Consider the following 16,901-nt stretch of genomic DNA (forward strand, 5'->3'; position numbering starts at 1 on the left):
TCGCCCACGACCGCCGCGGGCACGGGCGCTCCGCCCAGGTCGGCCACGGGCACGACATGGACCACTACGCGGCGGACGCCGCCGCCGTGGTGGCCCACCCCGGCCAGACCGCGACCGAGTTCACCGGCCACGTCGGGCAGGGCGTCGAGGAGGGCGCGGAGGCGGCGGTGCGCATCGCCGTCCTGGGTCCCGACACGCCCACCGGCACGGTGACCGACCGCGCCGGTGTGCTCCCCTGGTGACGCGGCGGGACCGACGCCGCGACCGCCGGACCGAGCACCGCGCTCGACGCGCTCGTCGCCGACCGCCGCGGGGCCCTTCCCTCCCCGGTGCGGAGGACCTGGCCGGGGAAGTGCGGGCCGGGAGCCCAAAGGACGTGCAAGGGCCGGCTCCCCCTGGACCGGCTCCCCCTGGGCGGTTCGCCCTCGGCCGGGCCTCGCACCGAGGTGATCGCGGGACCACGCCGCCGTCGGTTGCCGGACCGGCCTTTCAGGGCCGGTCCGGCAACCGACGGGTCGCGCCTACCTGACCTGGAAGCCGAACACGCGATAGGTGTCGGCGCCGGCGAAGGGGGCCGACGTGTGGGGTTCGAGTACGTCGACGTTCCAGCCCTGGCCCGTGGTCCAGAAGACGACCACCTCCTCGGCGCCCGAGGAGAAGGAGGTGACGCCCTCCTGGTTGAGCGAGACACTGCCGGGGTCTTTCCAGCACCTGGTGTGCTCCGCACCGTTCTGCGAGTACGTCATCCTGACGAGCTCGGTGGCGGCGCCGCAGTCGACCTCGTCGGTGGCGAAGGCAGGTGCCGCCGGAAGCGCGGCGGTCAGGGCGGCGGCGGTCAGGGCACTCAACGCTAATCTCTGGGATCGGCTCTTCATCTGCTTCGATTCCCTTCCAGCGGTGTTTCGGGGAACAGGTGTCGACCGCATTCTTGGTGACCGACAAGCAGGTAATCAAGAGTTCAACGAGTTTTTGTGGGATCCGGCCGCCGGTGGACTCCGTACCGGGGCCCTGCCGGACGGCGGCCGCCGTAGCCGCCGTCGCTTCCCGTTCCGCTCACGGTGACAGCGGTCGCCCCCCTCGGCGCCGGTTTCGCACCAGGTCGCAGGCGGGCACCCGGCAGCGCCCTGCACCATCATCGGGATGCGGCTCTCCGACGGGAAAAGGGCACTTCACAGTGCGTAAGGCACCCATGGGTGACGGGAGCGGCAGGAGGCGACACCCCTACGGATACGGGCGGTTCACCCGTACGGATCAGGCGTGGACGTCAGTCGGCGGGCCGCGTCGGGGATCTCCTCCGGACGGCGTTCGCCCCGGTGCGTCCGGGCTCCGGCCGCGAGCTGCTTCTGCGCGAGCACGGCGGCGCCGGGGGTGGACGGACCGGTCAGCACCTCGTTCCCGACGCCGAGCCCCTCCTCCGTGACCGGGGTCGCCGCGGCGTCACCGAGGCCAGCGCCACCCCGCCCACCAGCAGCGCCGCCGCGCACCAGCGCAGCGGGGTGACCGACTCGCCCAGGAACAGCGCGGCCGACGACATCCCGAAGACCGGGACGAGCAGGGAGAACGGCGCGACCGTGGAGGCGGGGTGACGGCGCAGCAGCCACCCCCAGGCGCCGAAGCCGAACACCGTGGCGACCCAGGCGACGAAGAGCACCGTGCCCGCGCCCTGCCAGTCCAGGCCGCGCAGCGCGTCCAGGTCCCGCGACGGGCCCTCCAGCAGCAGCGACAGGCCCAGCAGCGGCAGCACCGGCACCGTGCTCACCCAGATCATGAAGTTCAGGGCGTCCGGGGGCGCCGCCTTGCGGGTGAGGATGTTGGAGACGCCCCAGCAGGCCGCCGCCGCGACGACCAGGGCGAAACCGAGCAGCGGGCCCGAGGCGCCCTCGTCGGCCGCGGCCACGCCGATGCCGGCCAGCGCCACCGCCATGCCCACCAGCCGTATCCGGGAGGGGCGTTCGCCGAGGAGCGCGAAGGCGAACAGGGCCGTGAACACCGCCTGGACCTGGAGGACCAGCGAGGACAGTCCGCCCGGCATCCCCGCGTCCATGCCGACGAACAGCAGCCCGAACTTGGCCACCCCCAGCGCGAGCCCCACCCCGACGATCCACTTCCACGCCACCTCGGGCCGCCCCACGAGGAACACCGCGGGCAGCGCCGCCACCAGGAAGCGCAGGGCGGAGAAGAGCAGCGGCGGGAAGTGGCCGAGCCCGACCTCGATGACGGTGAAGTTCACCCCCCACACGGCGGTGACGAGGACGGCGAGGAACAGGTGGGAAGGTCGCATGCGTCGAGGATCACCGCCCCCACACTTCAGCACCAGCAATGATTCCTGCATGGTTGGATGAAGCACCGCTAACCGATCGGGGAGCCGTCATGCTCGACCTCCAGCGGCTGCGCGCCCTGCACGCCGTCTCCGTCCACGGCACCGTCGGCGCCGCCGCCGCGGCGCTCGGCTACACCTCGTCCGCCGTCTCCCAGCAGATCGCCAAGCTGGAGCGGGAGACGCGGACGGTGCTGCTGGAGCGGGAGGGCCGGGGCGTGCGGCTGACCGACGAGGCGCACCAGCTGGTGCGCGCGGCCCGGGAGCTGATCGCCATCGTGGAGCGGGCGGAGACGGAGCTGGAGGAGCGGCGCGGGGTGCCGGCCGGGCGGCTGGCCATCGCCGCGTTCGCGTCGGCGGCCCGCGGGCTGCTGCCGCCCGTGCTGGCCGACCTGGCGCGCCGGCACCCCGCGCTCGACACCCGGCTCACCGAGATCGACCCGCACCTCTCCGTGGACCTGGTGGCCAAGGGCGCGGTCGATCTGGTCGTCGCGCACGACTGGGACATCGCGCCGCTGCCGGCCCCGGCGGGCGTGGAGCAGGCGGTCATCGGTGACGACCTGTGCGATCTGCTGGTGCCGCGGGACCACCCCTTCGCGGGGCGTACGGCGGTGCGGCGGGAGGAGCTGGGCGGCGAGCGGTGGATCTGCCAGCCGCCGGGGCGGGTCTGTCACGAGTGGCTGGTGCGCACCCTGCGCGCGGCCGGGCACGAGCCGGAGATCGTCCACCAGGCCGACGAGAACCCGACCCTGGTCGCCCTGGTCGCGGCCGGGCTCGGCGTCGCGCTGATCCCCCGGCTGGGGCGCGGCCCGCTGCCCGCCGGGGTGGTGGAGGTGCCGCTCGACCCCATGCCCGTACGGCGGCTGTACGCGCTGTGGCGTACCGGGGCGGCCCGTCGTCCGGCGATCGCGGAGACCGTCCGCACGCTGTGCGGGCACTGGCCCGAGGTGTCGGCGCACTCGCCCCGCTGACCCCGTCCGCGCCCCCGGCCCCGGCTTCGGCCCCGGCTTCGGGAGAACACGGCCCGGGCGGGGAACCCGTCCCCGCCTCCGTCCGTCCCAGGGGCGGGCTGCCGGACGAGTCCCCGTGGCGCGGCGCCGGCCCTCGCCGCCGGCTGCGCTCTCGGGCCCGCCCCCTCCGCCGTGCCGCGGCCGGCAGCACGCCGTCATCGGCGCGCCCCTCCTCCTGCGCCGATGACGGCCCCTCCCCGGTTGCCGCGCATCCCCTTGACCGGCAGAAACTTCCCGGATATTGGTGACCTCCCGGCAGTTTCCTTCAGTGGATCCCCGGTCCCCCGCGGATCACCTCCCAAAGGAGCGCACGTGCCCGACAGCAGCACCGGAAGCACGGGAAGCACCGCACGTCCGTCCCGACGCGCCGTCCTCGCCGCGACGGCGGGCGTCACCACCGCCCTCGCGGCCGGCGGCGCCGTCCACGCGGCCACCGGCCCGGCCGCGCACGACGACAGGAGGCTGCGCGCCCTCGTCTCCCGCATGACGCTGGAGGAGAAGGTCGGCCAGCTGTTCGTGATGCGGGTGTACGGCCACTCCGCCACCGACCCCGACCAGGCCGACGTCGACGCCAACCTCGAGGAGATCGGCGTCCGCACGGCCGCCGAACTGCTCGCCCGGTACCGGGTCGGCGGCGTCATCTACTTCTCCTGGGCGCACAACACCCGCGACCCGCACCAGATCGCGGACCTGTCCAACGGCATCCAGCAGGCGTCGCTCGGGCTGGAGCGCGGGCTGCCCGTGCTCGTCTCCACCGACCAGGAGCACGGCATCGTGGCCCGTGTGGGCGAACCCGCGACGCTGTTCCCGGGCGCGATGGCCGTCGGCGCGGGCCGTTCCCGCTCCGACGCCCGCGCCCTCGGCCGGATCGCGGGGAGCGAACTGCGCGCGCTGGGCGTCCGCCAGAACTACTCCCCGGTGGCCGACGTCAACGTCGACCCGGCCAACCCCGTCATCGGGGTGCGGTCCTTCGGCTCCGACCCGGACGCGGTCGCGGACCTCGTCACGGCGGAGGTCGAGGGCTACCAGTCGTCCGGGGTCGCCGCGACCGCCAAGCACTTCCCCGGACACGGCGACACGATCACCGACAGCCACGCCGAGCTGCCGTACATCCACCACACCCGCGAGCAGTGGGAACGGCTCGACGCGCCGCCGTTCCGGGCGGCCGTCGCCGCGGGCATCGACTCGATCATGACCGCGCACATCGTCGTCCCGGCCCTCGACCCCTCCGAGGACCCGGCCACCCTCTCCCGCCCCATCCTCACCGGCATCCTGCGGGAGGAGCTGGGCTACGACGGGGTCGTGGTCACCGACTCCCTCGGCATGGAGGGCGTCCGCACGAAGTACGGCGACGACCGGGTGCCGGTGCTGGCCCTCAAGGCGGGCGTGGACCAGCTGCTCAACCCGCCCTCCCTGGACGTCGCCTGGAACGCGGTCCTGAACGCCGTGCGCGACGGCGAGCTGACCGAGTCCCGGCTCGACGAGTCGGTCCTGCGGGTGCTGCGGCTGAAGGCCCGGCTGGGCCTGTTCGACGACCCGTACGTCTCGCACGCCGGGGTCGACCGCGCCGTCGGCACCCGTGCGCACCTGGCCGCCGCCGACCGGATCGCCGAGCGCACCACCACCCTGCTGGTCAACGAAGGCGGTCTGCTGCCGTTGTCCCGGCGCCGGACGCCCCAGGTGCTCGTGGTCGGCGCCGACCCGGCCTCCCCGTCCGGCACCACCGGACCGCCGACCGGGGTGCTCGCGGACGCCCTGACCGAGCTGGGCTTCACCGCCACCGCCCTGCCCACCGGCACGGCGCCGTCCGCCGCCACCGTCGCCGAGGCGGTCGCGGCGGCCCGGGACGCCGACGCGGTGGTCGTCGGGACGTACAACGTCACCGCCTCCAGCAGCCAGAAGACGCTCGTCGAGCACCTGCTGGCGACCGGGAAGCCGGTGGTCGCGGTGGCGGTCCGCAACCCCTACGACGTGGCCCACCTGCCCGGCGTGCGGGCGTACCTGGCGACGTACTCCTGGACCGACGTCGAACTGCGCGCGGCGGCACGGGTGATCGCGGGCAGGGTGCGCCCGCGCGGCACGCTGCCGGTGCCGGTGCAGCGGGCGGACGACCCGGCGACGGTGCTGTACCCCGTCGGGCACGGGCTGGCGTACCGGCCAGGCCGTGCCCACTGAGAGGCGCCTGAGGACGCTTCCCGAACCGGGACGACAGGGATTGCCCGAGGCGTCCGCCGTCCCGGCGGGAGGCGCTTCGTCCGCCTGCGGTCAGGGGGTGCCCGGGATGGGCCCGAAATGCGAAGGGTCCCGGAAGTCGCCGTTGTCCTCGTGCCACCGCAGAGGTCCGCCGACGACGAATCCCCGCATGTGCCGGGCGCCGATGACGTGCACGGTGGCCGCCTCGTCGACGTCGACGCCGAACTCCGCCTCCACCCGCTGCCTCTCTCCGGCGGTTGCCCGCCTGATGGTGAGGCCGCGGTGGATCGGCGTCAGCATGAAGCCGCGAACGCCTTCGACGTGAAGGTCGATGCGCGGCTTGTCCGCCTCCGCCTTGGCCCTCAGCAGCAGCCGATCGCCGTGAGCGGCCGTGTAATGCCACAGCGTGAAGGTGCGGTCGGAGTGGAATTCCTGGGTCATGTCCGTCCAGATGTGGTTCCGCAGACCGCGGGTGAGTCCCGGCCCGAAGGTTCGGGACTCACCCGCGGTCCTGCTATTCGGTCGGGGGCATGGGAAGGAAACCGGAGGGTTCGGAATCGGCGGCCCGGGTCTCGCGGTGCTCGAGCGGCCCGCCCGCGATGAAGCCGGTCATCCGGTCCTCGCCGATGACGTGCAGTCGCTCTCCGCGCGCGAAGACCTGCGGGCCGAGAATCTCCGTCACCCTTCCCTTCTCCTCGTCCGTTCCCTCACGGACCGTGATCCCTCGGTAGGAGGGACGTATCAGCAACGCGCTGACGCCACCGACGTGGAGGTCGATCCGGGTGTCGGACGCCGTGCGGCGTGGACTGCGCAGCAGGATCCGACTGTGGTGGGCGACCGTGTACTGCCACGCCGTGAAATGCCGGCCGGAGGAATACTCCACTCTCACTCCCGATTCTGTCCCGGACGCAGCGGCGGCTTGATGGAGCCCTTCGGGATCTCCTTACCGTTGTCGTCGTAGAACCTCACGTTGTCCCAGTCGAGGTGCTCGGTGCGGTAGTAGTACTCGATCCGGGCCATTTCCCATTCGGTGGACCTCCAGTTGGATCCTTGCCCCTTGCTCACAGCGAGGTCGAACTTCTGCTGCCACGTACCGTTCGGAGGGCTGAAACCCTTGAGGCTGACGGCAATCTTCTGGTTTCTGCGCATCGCGTCTTCCACCAGGGACATCCACTGGGTGTAGGGAATACCACCCGGAAGGTAACTCTCCACCTTCTGGAGAGAGGGGTCCATGTGATTGTAGCCATTCGGGATATTCCTGGTCGCATCCTCGATGTGTTCTGTGACCCCCAGGACGAGGATCTTGCACTCGCTGTTGTGGACCAGAACCGGGGTCCGTCCGGCCACCACGTGGAACGCGTGGAGATCCTCCACCGTGAGGCCGTAGGTGGTGACCCGCTGGACGGAGGCGTGGCCGGCGAGGACCGTCGCCGTGGAACCGCTGTCGGTCCGCAGGGCGTCACCGGGGCGCAGGTCCGCCGCGGCCACCCAGGTGCGGAGGCTGGTGCTCCAGAACGGGTGGTCGCCGGTGGCGGTGATCCCGCCCCGGTCGCCGGTCGGCCCACGGATGGTGACAGCGGTGAGGTGCTTGTCCCCGCGGGTCACGATCCGGTCCGTCACCCTGCGGGCACCGCTCTCACCGGTCAGCGGATCCGTGGCGCGGACGAGGTCCCCGGCCCGTACCTGTTCGATCGGCTTGTGACTGCCGTCGGCCATGAGCACGGGCGTGCCGGCGACGAAGCACTGGGTGCAGCCTCGCGCCGCCTGGCGCAGGGCCCGGTAGGCAAGGGTCAGCCCGCGGAGCTTGGACGTCATGATGACGTCCTTCTGCAGTTCCCAGCAGGCCCAGAGGTCGCCCTTCTGCGCGCAGTTCTCCAGCTCGCTGAGTCCGAGGATGGTCTTCTCGAACTCCCACACCCTCTCGCCGAACGCCTCCAAGGAGGGGCCGAGGGCCAGCACATCGCAGTACGCCTCGTGGTGCTGGCACCAGCGCCCGGGGTTCTTGGCGGCCTCGCACCCGAGAATGCCGCACCGGTACAGTTCGGCGGGGCTGGCGCCCTGCTTCTCCGCGGCCTCCTTCTTGGCCACCGCCTCACGGCGCCTCTGTTCCTCCTCCTCCCGGTACTTCTTGACCGCGGCCACGAAGGCGTCCGCCGCCGCGCCGAGGGCTTCGGCCGCGCTCTTCCCGGCGCGCTTCGCGGACACCTTGGCCGCATTGGCCGATGCCCAGGCCATACCGGCCGAGGTCTGCGCCAGTTCCGCCGACACCGTGGCGTCGCCGGCCGCGACCGCCGCCCGGCGGGCCGAGCTGTCGGCCCGCTGGGCCGCGGCGCGCGCCGTCCTCGCGGACTCGGCAGCCTGCTTCGCGGAGGCTTCCGCGTCCTTGGCGTGCTGGTCCGCCTGCGTGGCGTACCGCTCCGCTGCGGCGGCGGACTTCTTGGCCTTGTCGGCCCATCCTTGGGCCTCGGTGGCGGCCTTCCGGGCGGTTGCCGCCGTGGCCTGCGCCCGGGCGGCGTCCGCCTGGGCCTCGGAGGCGACCTGGGCCGCCTCGGCCACGAGCTTGAGAACCTGCTGCTGGTGCGTGAGGGCCAGCAGGTCCTTGCGCTGAGCGGTGTACTGACCGGTCTCGACGAACTGGTGCAGCAGGTACGAGGGCCCTTCCAGCGCGACGCGCGCGGCGGCCCGGACCTCGGGAGTCCCGCTGTCGACCAGTTGGGTGGCCTGGACCCTCTCGTCCTGCTCCCGCGCTTCCGCCAGAGTGGAGGTGAGGAAGGTGCGGTAGGCGTCGGTGGTCGCCGTGTTCAGCGCCTGCCGGGCTTTTTCCCTGACGACGGGACCGCCCGCGTCCGCGGCCCTGGCCACCTCCACGCGGAAGGCCTCGCTGCCCGCGTCGTACTGCCCCTGACGCAGGAAGGCACTCACCGCGGCGGCGTCGCCGTTCAGAGCGAGTTCGGCGGCGTCGCGGACCTCCTTGACGGAACTCTCCTCCGCCAACCGTTCGGCATCCGCGCTGTCGTCCCGCGCCTGTGCGTCCGCACGTCCGGTGAGCACATAGGCGACGACGCCCGCGGTGTCCTCGCCCAGTGCGTTCTGGGCCGCTGCGCGCAGCCACGGTCTGCCGTTCTCCAGGTCCGACAGCGCCAGCTGCCGGCCCAGCCTGGCGATCTCCTCGTCGTCCGTGCCCTGCTGAGCCCGGCGTGCGAGGTCCTCCGCGGTGCGGCGCGCCTCCTGCACCGCCTCGGTCCGGGCGGTGCGCCGGGCTTCCTGAGCCTCCTCCTCGGCCTTGAGGTCGCGGGCCCTGGCGATGCCGGCGTTGGTGCGGACGAGCAGTTCCTCGGCCTCGACCTCGCGGGCCAGCGCGTAGACGTCACCGGCCTGTTCGGCTGCCTGCGAGGCGGCGTTCGCCGCCTCGGTCGCCGCGTTGGCGTGGGCCGTGGATCGTGTGGCCGCCTCGGCGGCCTCGCCGGCGTGCTCCGCGGCGTCGTCCGCGGCGTCCGCCGCCTTACGGGCGTGTTCCGCGGCGGATCGAGCGGCGTCGCGGGCCTGCCCGGCCGCCGTGGCCGCCTTGTTCGCGAGCGATTCGGCGGCGTTGGCTGCACGGTTGGCTTCCGCGGCCTGGCGGTGGGCCGAGGCGGCTGCCGCCCGCGCGTTCGCGGCCGCGGTGCTGCTCTGCCCCGCGAACTGACCTGCGAGCACAGCGGCGTCGGCGGCGGCGGCGGCATTGCTGCCGGCGCTGGCCGCGGAGACGGCGGCCTTGCCCGCGGCGGTGGCGGCCTTCACGGCCTGGTCGGCGGCATCGGCTGCCTTGGTGGCCCCCTGTGCCGCATTGCGCGCCTGGACCGCGGCCTTCTTGGCCGCGTCCGCCTGGGTGGCGTCGGTGGCCGCCGCCGCGGCTGCGTTGCGCGCCTTCGACGCGGCGTCGGCGGCGCCTGCGGCAGCGGCCGCTGCCTGCGCCGCCGCCGCGGACGCCACGCGCGCGGACCGGCTGGCCGCGTTGGCGGCCGAGATGGCCCGCTGGGCCGCCTTGGCCGCGCCGGAAGCGGCTTTCGCCGCGCGGTTGGCCGCACGGGCGGCGTCGGCCGAGTCCTCCTTCGTGGCCTCGGCTTCCTTCGCCGCCTTCTGAGCGGCCTCCTTGGCCTGCTTGGACGCTTCGACTGCTTCAGCGGAAGCGTCTTCAGCGGCTTTGGTCTCACTGGCGGCCAGTTTGCCCGCCTGCTCTGCCTGCTTCGCCAACTCCGCGACGGTGGCGTGCTCCTGGTCGCGGTCGCGCGCGACGAACTGGCCCACCTCGAGGAACTCACGGACATCGTCCATGGTGCCGCTCAGGGCCAGCTGCCCGGCCGCTCTCACCTGCGGGCCACCCGTCGCGACGAGCTGGGTGACCAGGACGCGGTCGTCCTGGTCCCGGGCTTCGCTCCACCCGGTCTCGAGGAACTTCGCCACGTCCTCCGCGGTGCCGCCGAGAGCGGCTCGTCCACGGGCCTGGACCTCGGGACCACCGGCGTCGACCGCCCGGGCCACGAGCACTCTCCGGTCCTGCTGGAAGGGCTCCTGCCACCCCTTCCTCATGAAGCTCGCCAGGTCGCCGAGATCCCCGGCCAGCGCCTCGCGTACGGCGGCGAGGGTGTTCTCTCCGCCGAGGCTCGCGAGCTGTGCCGCTTCGACCCGGTAGTCCTGTGTCTCCAGGTCCCCGTAGGTGGCCAGGAAGGTGCCGATGTCCTGGTCGGAGCCGAGCAGTGCGGCCTCGGCGGCGGTCCTGACCTCGGTGCCGCTGGTGGCCCAGATGTCGACCACCTGCTGACGGGAGGTCAGATGGACCGGTTCCACCGTCGCATCAGGCACCTCCTCGGCGGCAGCGGGCTGCACGGAGAGCAGCCCGGAGAGGACAGCCGTGGCGACGGCGAACGAGATGCGGCTTGCGGCACGTCTCCGTTTCCCGGGGAAGCGATGCCGTTTCCATTTCATGAGGCTCCTTGAGTTTCGACAGTCCTGACCCCGAGCCGGACGGGAACCGAAGGGGCGGCCGGCCCATGTGGAGACGCCGCGCCCTCGAGAAGGCGTCATCGGGCCCTGCCCTCCCCCCTGTTCGTCACGGGAGGCCAGGACCTGCTGGGCCGGTCGTCGCGTTCACTGGGGTCGCCGCGTCGTGCGACCGTGTGAGCGCGTACGAAGCCGTACGGGACCCGCCCGGCGACGGCATCAACCGGTGACGCGTATCTCGACCAGGACGGACTGGGCACCGCCCACGGTCCCTTCACCCACGGGCTCGAACCCGCCTTCGGGCACGTCGACCGTCCGGGTCTGGCCCCCGGCGGTCAGGTCGGCGCTGATGGGGTTCTCGCCGGCCTCCAACGCGAACACCCGCGGCAGTTCGAGCGTGAGGTAACCGGACGTGGAGGTGGCCTCGAAGCAGTAGGTCCCCCGCCGCCCGGCGCCCGCGTCGGCGACCGTCAGCACTCTGATCTGATCCGCCTGCGGGTCGCATTCCGCCAGAAGAATGTGCCCGTCTCCTCGCTTCAGCTTTATGCCCTCCGTGGCCTGGATTCGATCCGCGCCGGGGTAATTGAAGTCCTCCACGGCGTAGGGCATTCCCTCGGACGGCTGAGGCGCAGAAGGGGGCTCGGCAGACGCGAAGGTGGAGAAACCGCCGACTGCAGCGATTGCGACGAGTGCAGTCACCGCAATTTTATGTGCGCGTGTAACCACGAGTGTCCTTTCTTTGATGGTCGGCGACCCCGACCACCGCGCAGGGGCAGCGAGAGCCGCCGGAGCAATGGATCCCGGGGGATGGGGTGCAGACTGAAAAGAGCATCTGCGGCATGGAATTCCGTGGCGTCACGAATTGAATTCGTCATCACACTGCGCCGCCACTGCGCCCCCGGCAAAGCGGCCCAAGGCTAGCAAGCGAACCCGCGCATCTCACCTGTCACCCTGAGCAAACTCGCAGCCATGAAGGGGCGCACATCAGACGCATCCGTGCTGGGGTACAACGGCCTGCGGCACGGGAGTAGGCCGTGCGAGCGGGAAATTCCCTGTCCTCGCCACGGGCCGGCCCGCCGCGTTCGCGAGCGCGATGCACCCGCCCTCCGATGGCCCGGCGCCGGGTCCGGCGATGCGGTCCCCACATGCGGCAGCGACCATCACGGACGACCCGCGTCGCGGGTCAGAATGTGCGTGAGAGAACAGGGGACGGTCTTCACACACATGGTGGCGATCGGCTGCCCGGGGGAACAACGGAGTTGGGAACGAATGATCGGGACCATGTTCCGCAGCCAGGACGTGCCTGCGGAAGAGCGGCTTGACCACTGGCGGGCACTGCTCGACCGGACCCGCTCCAGCGAGATCATCAGTCCTCACACCGCCGACTTCAGGGTGGAGTGCCGACTGATGGAGCTGGGAGAGGTGACCGTGCTGCCGATGTCGTTCACGCCGGCGCGGTACCGGCGGAGCCCGCAGATGATCCGCCGGGCCGACCCCGAGCGGTACCACCTGTCATTGCTGCTCGACGGGCAGATGGCTCTCGAACAGGCCGGGCGTGCCAGCGCGTTCCGACCGCGTGATCTGCACCTGGTCGACAGCTCGAAGCCGTTCGACCTGCGGTCGTCGGGCAACCGGGAGCTCCGTGCCATCAGGGGGATAGGCGTGGACTTCCCCAAGGCGCTGCTGCCCCTGCCGGCGCACCGGGCCGACGAGTTGCTGGGCCGGGGCCTGTCGGGACGAGAGGGCGTCGGGGCACTGCTGACGGAGTTCCTCGTCGGCCTGGAACAGCAGGCGGACACCCTCCAGCCCGCCGACGCACCGCGGCTGGGCACGGTCGTGCTCGACCTGTTGTCGACCTGGTTCGCTCAAGTGCTGGACGCGGAGGCCGCCCTGTCGCCGGAGGCCCGCCAAAGAGCGATGGTCGAACGCGTCCTGGCGTTCATCCGGCAGAACCTGCACGACCCCGAGTTGACCCCGTCCGCGATCGCCGCCGCGCACCACATCTCTCTCAGCTACCTCCACCGGATCTTCCAACGGCGGTCGCAGGGGGAAACGGTGGCGGCCTGGATCCGCAGGCAGCGACTGGAAGGCGCCCGCCGGGACTTGGCCAACCCCGTGCTGCGCAATACGCCCGTCCACGCCATCGCCGCCCGCTGGGGCCTGCCCCGCGCCTCCCACTTCACCCGCTCCTTCCGCGCCCACTACGGGCTGTCGCCCAGGGAATTCCGCCTCCAGACCCTTCCCGAACACTACAAATAGAACTTTTCGGGCACCGCGCGTCACAGTGTCGACGCAACGTGAACAAAGTGTGCACCGGTTGTCAACGACAGCCGGACGGCACCCAAGGCATCCTCGATCAAGCGCCGGGCCAGAGATTCTGGCCGCGCAATCACTCCACCCCGCCATCGCTTTTCCGCCGACGATCGATGACTGCTGTGGAGCTCTGGGTGTTCGCCGTCTTCAACAGGGGTCCATCGGTGTCGATGAGTATGCAGAAGCAGATCCGAAAGGATTTTCTTCGCATGGCATTCTCCGGCACCGCCGCGGTCATGGGGACAGCAACGCCGGAACTTGAGGTGTTCGGGTTCACGCGAGCGATGGCCGCCGATACCGGCGGGAACTCCGGCCGGCCAGCCCTGGAAATGCCTGCCGGGCATGTCATGCACGGCAATTGCCGCATCACCGGGGCCAGCATGCCGATCGGCCCCGAGGAAGAACTTTCCCATCAGGACGAGCACCCGGATGACGGAGAAGGCACGGACGAGCGGGGTCGCGCGTACATGTCGGTGGAGACCGGAGCGGCCGAGCAGTCATACCCCTTCATGTTCCACACGTATTTCATAGAAATGAAAACACTTGATGTCTGCACACCGCTCACGCGCGGCATTGACCACGTACTTCATAGCCGCCTCCATGGCAGCCGCCGGACTGCCCGTATCGGCCCACGCCGTCACCGGGTCCGCCGTCTCGGACACCTCTTACGCGTTCACGGCGCGACTGGAGATAGGTGACGGGCAGGACACCCTGCGGACCTGCTCCGGAGCCTTGATCGACACCCAGTGGGTGCTGACCGCCGCCTCGTGCTTCACCGGCGGACTCGAGGAACCCGCTTCGGGCAAGCCGGCCGAGAAGACCGTCGCCACGATCGGCCGTGCCGACCTGTCGGGCACCGACGGCCATGTCAGCAGGATCACCGACCTCGTGCCCCGTCCGGGTCGTGACCTGGTCATGGCGCGCCTGGCCACCCCTGCCACCGGCATCACACCGGTCAAGGTGGCCACGACCGCCGCGGCCCAGGGCGACACACTCACCGCGGCTGGGTACGGCCGTACGAGGACCGAGTGGGCGCCCACTCGGCTGCACACGGCTTCCTTCACGGTCGGCTCCGTCGGCGAGTCGCAGGTGGACGTCGCCGGCAAGACCACGAATGACGCGATCTGCAAGGGCGACGCAGGAGGGCCGCTGCTGCGCGTCAACAACGGCACTCCGGAGTTGGTGGGAATCAACAGCCGTTCTCATCAGGGCGGTTGCTTCGGGACCGATCCGGCGGAGGCCCGGACCGAAGCGATCGCCGCCCGGGCCGACAACACCGTGCCCGGCTCCCGGCTGGCCGCCGGTCAGCAGTTGTCGTCCGGTGACAGTCTGGTCTCGGCCGGGGCTCGCGCAACCATGCAGACGGACGGCGATCTCGTCGTCGCCTCCGCGGCCGGACAAACCCTGTGGTCCACCGGCACCGCCGGAAACCCCGGGGCGACCGCCGCGTTCGACGCGCACGGCAACCTGGTCGTACGCAACGCCGAGGGCACCTCAACCCTGTGGGAGTCCAGGACCGCCGCCGTGAGTGGTTCCGTCGTGCTGCGGGCCGGTGGAGACCTGGTCGTCCTCGATGCCCAGGGTGTCGCCCAGTGGTCCAGCAACAGTGCGCCGCGCCACGACTACAACGGCGACGGCCGCAGTGACATGGGCGCCTGGTACGACTTCGCGGCCGGCACCGACGCCACCTACACGTTCTTCGGCAAGGAGGACGGATCCCTCAGCGGCTGGCTGAGGTCGTACACCTCCCCCGCCGGTACGTGGGAGGCCAAGAACCACAAGCCGGTCACCGGTGATTTCAACGGTGACGGCCGCGGTGACATCGCCGCCGTGTACGGCTACAGCGACACCAGCGTCAAGATCTGGCTGTACACGGGCCGGCCCGACGGCGGCTTCAACAACCCCGTCCAGGCATGGAGCGCCGCGGCGGGCAGCTTCCACATCAGCTACATGACGCCACAGTCAGGAGACTTCAACGGCGACGGCCGCGACGACATCGCCGTCTGGTACGCCTACGCGGACGGAACCACCAAGCTGTGGACCTTCACCTCCACCGCCCAGGGCACCTTCAACGCCCCTGCCAGCTCCTGGTCCGCCACCAGCGGCACCTGGGCGCGCACACGCGCCAAATTCATCACCGGCGACTTCAACGGTGACGGGCGTGACGACCTGAGCGTCTTCTACGGCCAAGGCGACGACAGCGTGAAGACCTACGTCTTCAACGCCCAGGCGAACGGCGGCTTCGCGGCCCCGGCCGTGTGGTGGCAGAGCGCCTCGCTGGACTGGAGCCGCACCTATCCGCACTCGGGTGACTTCAACGGCGACGGCCGCGACGACGCAGCCGTCTGGTACGACTACGCCGACGGCAGCGACAAGGTCTCCACCGTCCTGTCGGAGAACGTCGGTGGCAAGGACCGCTTCGGCTCCGCCAGGGTCACTCTCAGCAGCGCCGCCGGCGCCCTGGACATCAAGCGCTTCCAACTGATCGTGGGCGACTACAACGGCGACGGCCGCGACGACCTGGCCGTCATGAGCCACCAGCCCGACGGGGCGGTGAAGATGTGGACCTGGACCGCCCGCCCCGACGCCATGTTCAACGGCGCCGTGGCCGGCTTCACCGCCCCGGCGACCAGCTGGCTCTACGCCTCCACCCATTTCGTCGGCACGTACAGGAACTGATCCGGCCCACAGCGCCCGAGAGCCGGGGATGCTGCTTCAGGCATCCCCACGAAGCGCGCACAGTGACCGGATCGAGTCCGCGTTCCCGTCTCCGGTTCCCGGAAGCACGCCCTCAACCACCACCGACCGCTAGGACCACACTCCGCAATGTCTCGTTTCCCAGACCCTCGCAGACCCGCCACGGCCGTGCTTGCCGCGGCCATGCTCGCAGCGCCCCTCGTACTGAGCGCCTCTCCGGTGCAGGCGGTCACGGGTACGGCCGCCACCGATGCCGCCTTGTCCTTCACCACGCACCTGGAGATCGGCGACGGTCAGCGAGCCTGTTCCGGCGCCCTCGTCGACCCCGAGTGGTTGCTCACAGCGGCCAGCTGCTTCGTCGACGATCCGGCCACGGGTACGACCGTGCCTCCCGGTCCACCGCAGTCGCGGACGATCGCCACGATCGGGCGCGCCGACCTCGTCGGCGCCGGGGGGCAGGTCCGCCAGGTGGTGGAGCTGGTTCCGCGCGCGGAGCGCGATCTCGTGATGGCCAAGCTGGCGCAGCCGGTCACCGACGTCACACCGGTCGCTCTCGCCTCCGCCGCTCCCGCCGCGGGGGAGACCTTGCTCGTCGGAGGTTTCGGCCGCACTGCTGACGCCTGGGTGCCCGACCGGCTGCACACCGCTTCGTTCATGGTGGAGAGCGTCGAAGCGGAAACCCTCTCCCTCGCCGGCTCCGGTGGCGCCATCTGCAGGGGGGACACCGGCGGTCCGGCTGTTCGGCTCAACAACGGGGCGCCGGAGCTCGTCGCCGTCCACAGCCGTTCCTGGCAGGGAGGATGCTACGGCTCCACCGAGACTCGGACCGGTGCTGTCGACACCCGTGTGGACGACCTCCGTTCCTGGGTACAGCAGGTGCGTCTGTTGCCGCAGCGGTCGGTGGTCGCCTCAGGTGACTTCAACGGCGACGGTCGGACGGACGTCGCCGCCCTGTATGACAACGGCGTCTCCCTCGAGGGCGGGAACCGAACCTCGCTGTACACCTTCCTCAGCAACTCCACAGGCTTCGACGCCCCGGTGCGGAACTGGATCAGTTCCGGAAGTTTCACCTGGTCCAAGAGCCGACTGACTGCCGGTGACTACAACGGGGACGGCAAGGACGACATCGCCGTCCTCTACGACGGCGGCCAGGCGGAGGACGGCCGGGACATGACCTCCGTCTACACCCTGACCAGTAAGGGAACCGGCTTTGTCGCTCCCGCCAAGACCTGGACCAGTCCCGGCAGCTTCAACTGGTCCGCCAGCCGACCCACTTCAGGCGACTACAACGGGGACGGCAAGGACGACATCGCCATCCTCTACGACGGCGGCCAGAGCAGCGACGGCAAGCACACCTCCTCCGTCTACACCCTGACCAGCACCGGCACCCA

13 protein-coding genes and 1 pseudogene are annotated in these 16,901 nt (G+C 71.1%); 7 read left to right on the forward strand and 7 right to left on the reverse strand.

Going from position 1 to position 16,901, the window contains the following annotated elements; translation table 11 throughout:
• Nucleotides 1–105: pseudogene (locus ADK41_RS41085) on the forward strand (alpha/beta fold hydrolase); the annotation flags it as partial.
• Nucleotides 106–521: 416 nt separating this feature from the next.
• Here the strand turns inward: ADK41_RS41085 and ADK41_RS25490 are convergent.
• The 3 genes from ADK41_RS25490 to ADK41_RS25495 all read right to left on the reverse strand — a co-directional run bounded on the left by ADK41_RS25490 (nucleotide 522) and on the right by ADK41_RS25495 (nucleotide 2,281).
• Nucleotides 522–875 carry a hypothetical protein gene (locus ADK41_RS25490; protein ID WP_030824998.1) on the reverse strand — a complete coding sequence of 118 codons (354 nt, stop codon included), beginning with the start codon at nucleotides 873–875 and terminating at the stop codon, nucleotides 522–524.
• A gap of 363 nt (nucleotides 876–1,238) precedes the next feature.
• The gene (locus ADK41_RS39730) at nucleotides 1,239–1,388 is read right to left on the reverse strand and encodes a hypothetical protein (protein ID WP_199822377.1); all 150 of its coding nucleotides are present in this window, start codon (nucleotides 1,386–1,388) and stop codon (nucleotides 1,239–1,241) included.
• Nucleotides 1,382–2,281: an EamA family transporter gene (locus ADK41_RS25495; protein ID WP_030825001.1), complete on the reverse strand. Its 900-nt coding sequence runs from the start codon at nucleotides 2,279–2,281 to the stop codon at nucleotides 1,382–1,384. Before ADK41_RS25495 ends, ADK41_RS39730 begins: the two co-directional genes overlap by 7 nt.
• 89 nt (nucleotides 2,282–2,370) lie before the next feature.
• Between ADK41_RS25495 and ADK41_RS25500 the strand changes: the two genes are divergently transcribed.
• Nucleotides 2,371–3,288 carry a LysR family transcriptional regulator gene (locus ADK41_RS25500; RefSeq protein ID WP_030825003.1) on the forward strand — a complete coding sequence of 306 codons (918 nt, stop codon included), beginning with the start codon at nucleotides 2,371–2,373 and terminating at the stop codon, nucleotides 3,286–3,288.
• Between the two features lie 351 nt (nucleotides 3,289–3,639).
• Nucleotides 3,640–5,502, forward strand: a complete 1,863-nt coding sequence (locus ADK41_RS25505) for a glycoside hydrolase family 3 protein (RefSeq protein ID WP_030825006.1) — start codon at nucleotides 3,640–3,642, stop codon at nucleotides 5,500–5,502.
• A gap of 90 nt (nucleotides 5,503–5,592) precedes the next feature.
• On the opposite strand, the gene ADK41_RS25510 is transcribed toward ADK41_RS25505, so the two are convergent.
• From ADK41_RS25510 to ADK41_RS25525, 4 genes are all read right to left on the reverse strand, one after another.
• Nucleotides 5,593–5,961 (reverse strand): hypothetical protein, encoded by a 369-nt coding sequence (locus ADK41_RS25510; RefSeq protein WP_030825010.1) that lies wholly within the window; start codon nucleotides 5,959–5,961, stop codon nucleotides 5,593–5,595.
• Between the two features lie 73 nt (nucleotides 5,962–6,034).
• Entirely contained in the window at nucleotides 6,035–6,403 is a 369-nt protein-coding gene (locus ADK41_RS25515; protein ID WP_030825013.1) for a hypothetical protein, read from the reverse strand.
• A 2-nt stretch (nucleotides 6,404–6,405) separates the two neighbouring features.
• On the reverse strand, nucleotides 6,406–10,485 hold the full coding sequence (locus tag ADK41_RS25520) for a polymorphic toxin-type HINT domain-containing protein (RefSeq protein ID WP_158717665.1): 4,080 nt from the start codon (nucleotides 10,483–10,485) through the stop codon (nucleotides 6,406–6,408).
• A gap of 234 nt (nucleotides 10,486–10,719) precedes the next feature.
• Nucleotides 10,720–11,199 (reverse strand): hypothetical protein, encoded by a 480-nt coding sequence (locus tag ADK41_RS25525; RefSeq protein ID WP_234318715.1) that lies wholly within the window; start codon nucleotides 11,197–11,199, stop codon nucleotides 10,720–10,722.
• 570 nt (nucleotides 11,200–11,769) lie between these two features.
• On the opposite strand from ADK41_RS25525, the gene ADK41_RS25530 reads away from it, so the two are divergent.
• From ADK41_RS25530 to ADK41_RS25540, 4 genes are all read left to right on the forward strand, one after another.
• A complete protein-coding gene (locus ADK41_RS25530; RefSeq protein WP_030825022.1) occupies nucleotides 11,770–12,759 on the forward strand; it encodes a helix-turn-helix domain-containing protein in 990 nt (329 codons plus the stop codon).
• 188 nt (nucleotides 12,760–12,947) lie between these two features.
• On the forward strand, nucleotides 12,948–13,511 hold the full coding sequence (locus tag ADK41_RS43440; RefSeq protein ID WP_234318717.1) for a hypothetical protein: 564 nt from the start codon (nucleotides 12,948–12,950) through the stop codon (nucleotides 13,509–13,511).
• Complete coding sequence (locus ADK41_RS25535; protein ID WP_234318719.1) at nucleotides 13,414–15,492, forward strand: FG-GAP-like repeat-containing protein; 2,079 nt, start codon at nucleotides 13,414–13,416, stop codon at nucleotides 15,490–15,492. The genes ADK41_RS43440 and ADK41_RS25535 overlap by 98 nt, the downstream gene beginning before the upstream one ends.
• A gap of 201 nt (nucleotides 15,493–15,693) precedes the next feature.
• Nucleotides 15,694–16,901 (forward strand): trypsin-like serine protease (locus ADK41_RS25540; RefSeq protein WP_159043990.1); only part of this gene is annotated, 1,208 nt, incomplete at its 3' end.

This window comes from Streptomyces caelestis (genome assembly GCF_001279005.1).
Classification (GTDB): Bacteria; Actinomycetota; Actinomycetes; order Streptomycetales; family Streptomycetaceae; genus Streptomyces; species Streptomyces heliomycini.

Coding starts and splice junctions, on each gene's coding strand:
- ADK41_RS25490 (WP_030824998.1), bottom strand. CDS start 875: ATGAAGAGCCGATCCCAGAGATTAGCGTTGAGTGCCCTGACCGCCGCC.
- ADK41_RS25495 (WP_030825001.1), bottom strand. CDS start 2,281: ATGCGACCTTCCCACCTGTTCCTCGCCGTCCTCGTCACCGCCGTGTGG.
- ADK41_RS25500 (WP_030825003.1), top strand. CDS start 2,371: ATGCTCGACCTCCAGCGGCTGCGCGCCCTGCACGCCGTCTCCGTCCAC.
- ADK41_RS25510 (WP_030825010.1), bottom strand. CDS start 5,961: ATGACCCAGGAATTCCACTCCGACCGCACCTTCACGCTGTGGCATTAC.
- ADK41_RS25520 (WP_158717665.1), bottom strand. CDS start 10,485: ATGAAATGGAAACGGCATCGCTTCCCCGGGAAACGGAGACGTGCCGCA.
- ADK41_RS25530 (WP_030825022.1), top strand. CDS start 11,770: ATGATCGGGACCATGTTCCGCAGCCAGGACGTGCCTGCGGAAGAGCGG.
- ADK41_RS25535 (WP_234318719.1), top strand. CDS start 13,414: ATGGCAGCCGCCGGACTGCCCGTATCGGCCCACGCCGTCACCGGGTCC.